General features: G+C 76.6%; 2 protein-coding genes. One reads left to right on the top strand and one right to left on the bottom strand.

The features are described from left to right. Window positions 1–593 precede the first annotated feature (593 nt). Window positions 594–2,975 (top strand): coiled-coil domain-containing protein (locus AOK16_RS18725; RefSeq protein WP_478072345.1); only part of this gene is annotated, 2,382 nt, incomplete at its 5' end. 118 nt (window positions 2,976–3,093) lie between these two features. Here the strand turns inward: AOK16_RS18725 and AOK16_RS18720 are convergent. Continuing rightward, window positions 3,094–3,942: SRPBCC family protein (locus AOK16_RS18720; RefSeq protein ID WP_055473375.1), on the bottom strand; the 849-nt coding region annotated here is incomplete at its 5' end.

Raw genomic sequence — 3,942 nt, 5'->3', positions numbered from 1 at the left:
GGTCCGTACGCGTCGGCGGAGCGGCCGGGTCCGAAGGCCGAGCCCGGGACATCCGGGCACCCCGCGTCCCCGACGGGAGGGGGCGACGCCGAGGTCCCGACGGGCGAGCCGGGCGAGGGCTCGCGGCCCGGGGACGGCTCCAAGGCGCGCGATGCCGAGGTGGGCGACGGCGGCGCCGGCCGGGGCGCGGCCTCGGGCGGAAGCGGCTTGTCGTCGATCGCAGGCGCGGGCGGGCACCGGAACACCGTCTCGGCTGGCGAGCCGGGTGCGGGCTCGCGGTCCGACGGCGGCTCCATGACGGACGACGGCGCAGTGGAGGACGGCGTTGCCGGGAGCCCGGCCGGGCGGGGCGCGCCTCCCGGGGTCGGCGCGGCGGACGGCGCGAGCACCGCCTCGGCCCGCGACGGCGACGGTCGGCACACACCCCCCGGTGGGAGCGGCCCTGCGGCCGTTGCCGGCGCACCCGACGGTGCGAGCACGGGCCGCCCCGCCTCCGAAGGCCCCCTCCTCCCTGAGGAGTTGGACCGGAGCGCCGACGAGCTGCGGGGGCTGCTCGAAAACGGGGTCGCCGCCGCGGAGCGGCAGTTGTTCNNGTCCTGGGCGCCGCCGCCCTGCTGCCGCGTTCCACCGTCGCGGTCGGCACCGCGGCGGCGCTGCTCGCGCCCACCCCGGTGCCCGGCGCGGCCGAGGACAGCGGCGTCTTCCTCGTACCGCCGAACCCGGCGATGCACGACGAGCACGCGGCCGACGACGAGCGGCAGGCGCTGCGCGCCCGGGCGACCGCGCGGGACGAGGAGATCCGGGCGCTGGCCGGCCGCCTGGCCAAGGACCGCGCGCTGTCCGCCCGACTCGCCTCGTGGCGCACCGGCTGCCCGCCCGGCCGGCTCGCCGAACTGGCCGCCGCTGCCGAGCAGGCACGGGAGCGGGCCGAGCGGGCCGAACGCGAGCTGGCGGAGGCCCGTGGCGCCCGCGCCGAGGCCGAGGAGGCCGCCGCCGAGACCGCCCGTGTACGCGATGAGCGGCAGGAGGCCGCGCAGCGAGCCCGCCGTGGAGCCGACGCGCTCGCCGGGCTCGCCTTCCGGCTGCGCGAGCGCGCCCCCTGGCAGGCGCGCCGGCGCGAACTGGCCGAGGAGGCCGCCGAGTCCGAGGCCCGGGCTACCACGTGCCTGGCCCGCGCCCGCGCCGCGGACGAGGACCGCCGTGCCGCCCAGCGCGCCGCCGACGACGCGCGCCGCACCGCGCGCGCTCTGCGCGCCGAGCGCGCGGAGATCGCCGGCGCGCCCGACGACCTCGCCGAGGACGCGCCCCCGGCGCCCGCTTCGCTGCCCGCGCTGCGCGAGGCCTACCGCGCCGCCTCGCAGCTGTACGAGAAGGTGGGCGTCGGCGCCGACCTGCGCGCCGAGCAGGCCAGGGCCGAGAGCGACGAGAGCGCCGCACTGGCCGAACTCGACCGGCTCACCAACAAGGTCCGCACCCGCGCCGGCCAGCTCCTCGAAGGCGCCGAAGGCGCCGACGGGCCGTCCCGCCAGGCGGCCGCGGCCCGCGCGGAAGCCCTCGTCCAGAGGCTGGAGTCCCGCGCCTCCGCGGCCAGCGAGCAGCTCGGCCGGCTGCGCGGCGAGGCCGAGCGGTACGCGCCCGAAGGCGGCGGCGCCCACACCGACCTGCCGGACGAGCTCGTGCCCTCCGACGCCGAGCACGCCAAGGAGCTGCTGCGCACCGCCACGGCCGGACTCGCCGCCCGTACCGACGCGTTGGAGGCCGCCCGCACGGCGCACGGCGAGCTGCTGCGCGCCCACCGGGCGGCCGAGGACGCGGCGGGCGCCTTCGACGAACTGGCCGCGCTCCTGCGCGACCTGCTGCGGGACGGGTCCGGCGCGCCGGACCAGGAGGGCGAGGAGCCCGAGCCGTACGCGGGCGTGCTGGAGGAGGCGCGGCAGGCCGCCGCCGAGGCGCGCCGTTCGCTGCGCGGCTGCGCGGGCGATCTGTCGGCCGCAGAGGCCGCGGTGCGCGAGGCGAGCGACGTCCTCGTACGCCATGCCAACGCCACCCGTTACGAGCAGGTGCGCACCCCCGCGCGCCAGCAGATCCGCGAGCTGCCCGCCGCCGCGCTCCCGGAGCACGCGACGGCGTGGGCCGAGGCGTTCGCGCCCCGACTGCGCGTTCTGACCGACGAGTTGGAGCAGCTGGAGCGCAACCGCGACAGCATCGTCGACCGGCTGCGCGGCCTGGTGGAGTCCTCACTGGCCACGCTCCGCTCCGCGCAGCGGCTTTCCCGCCTGCCGGAAGGGCTCGGCGAGTGGTCCGGCCAGGAGTTCCTGCGGATCCGCTTCGACGACCCCGACCAGGCCACGCTCGCCGAACGCCTCGGCGAGGTCATCGACGAGGCGACGCGCGCCGCCGTGCGCAAGAACTCCGACCTGCGCAGGGACGGCATGTCGCTGCTGCTGCGCGGCGTCGCGGCGGCGCTCAGCCCCAAGGGAGTGTCGGTGGAGATCCTGAAGCCGGACGCGGTGCTGCGCGCCGAGCGGGTGCCGGTCGGGCAGATGGGCGACGTGTTCTCCGGCGGCCAGCTGCTGACCGCGGCCATCGCGCTGTATTGCACGATGGCCGCGCTGCGCAGCAACGACCGCGGGCGCGACAAGCACCGCCACGCGGGCACGCTGTTCCTGGACAACCCGATCGGCCGCGCCAACGCCACGTATCTGCTGGAGCTCCAGCGGGCCGTCGCGGACGCGCTCGGAGTCCAGCTGCTCTACACCACCGGCCTGTTCGACACCACCGCGCTCGCCGAGTTCCCGCTGGTCATCCGGTTGCGGAACGACGCGGACCTCCGGGCGGGCCTGAAGTACATCAGCGTCGAGGAGCACCTGCGGCCCGGCCTGCCGCCAGTGAATCCGGAGGACGGCGAGCAGACACACGGGCAGATCACGGCCACGAGGATGTACCGCCGCCCCGATCCCGTCGCCACCGGCTGACCGCCGCCAGCCGCCAGCTCCGGCGGAGACCGGCCCCGACGGTCTCCGCCGGAGGGGTTGCTCGCCGTCGCGGCGGCGTGGTCGCCTCCCGATCGTCGGATACCCGTGCTCCCGGTCGTCAGAAGCCCGCGCCTCCGGGGGTTCGAGGCCGTCCGTCCGGGGCGGAGCCCGCCACCCGCTCGGCGACCCACGTGTGGAAGTCGCCGATGTGGTGTTCGCCCGGCACCAGCACCCCGCCCGACCGGTAGGCCCGGGAGTCCATCGCGGGCTGGGTGCGCTCGCAGGCGGCGAAGTCCTGGACGTTGACGCGGTGGAACAGCTCGACCGACTTCGACACGTCGTGCCCGCCCGCGACCACCTCCGGCGCGTACAGCCAGTCGCACTCCACGAGCGTACGGTCGGCGGCCAGCGGGAACATCCGGTGCAGGATGACGTGGTCGGGGACGAGGTTGACGAAGACCTGCGGCCGGATCGTCACCGCGTAGTACCGCCGGTCCTGTTCCTCCGAGACCCCGTCGATCCGGCCGAAGCCCGCACTGCCGTCCACTGTGAACCCCCGCGCCTCCGGCGCGAACTCCGCGCCGTGCCCGACGAAGTACTGGGCCGCGTAGCCGTTCGCGAACTCCGGGAGGACGTCGGTGAGTTCCGGGTGGATCGTCGCGCAGTGGTAGCACTCCATGAAGTTCTCGACGATCAGCTTCCAGTTGGCCCGCACGTCGTAGCCGACCCGGTGGCCCAGGGCCAGCGACTCGGCGCCGTAGCGGCCCACCGCGTCCGCGTCGCCGAGCCGTTCGGTGACCGCGCCGACGACCGTCTCCTCGAAGGACGGCGGCTCCTCGGCCAGGCACACCCACGCGTAGCCCAGCCACTCGCGCAGCCGCACGGGCACCAGGCCCCGCTCGGAGCGGTCCACGTCCGGCATGTTCCGCAGGTTGGGGGCGGCGACGAGCCGGCCGTCCAGGTCGTA

Source organism: Streptomyces pathocidini, assembly GCF_001418495.1.
GTDB lineage: Bacteria > Actinomycetota > Actinomycetes > Streptomycetales > Streptomycetaceae > Streptomyces > Streptomyces pathocidini.
Note: the sequence above shows the minus strand (reverse complement) of the source record. Positions and strands in the feature narration are given on the sequence as shown.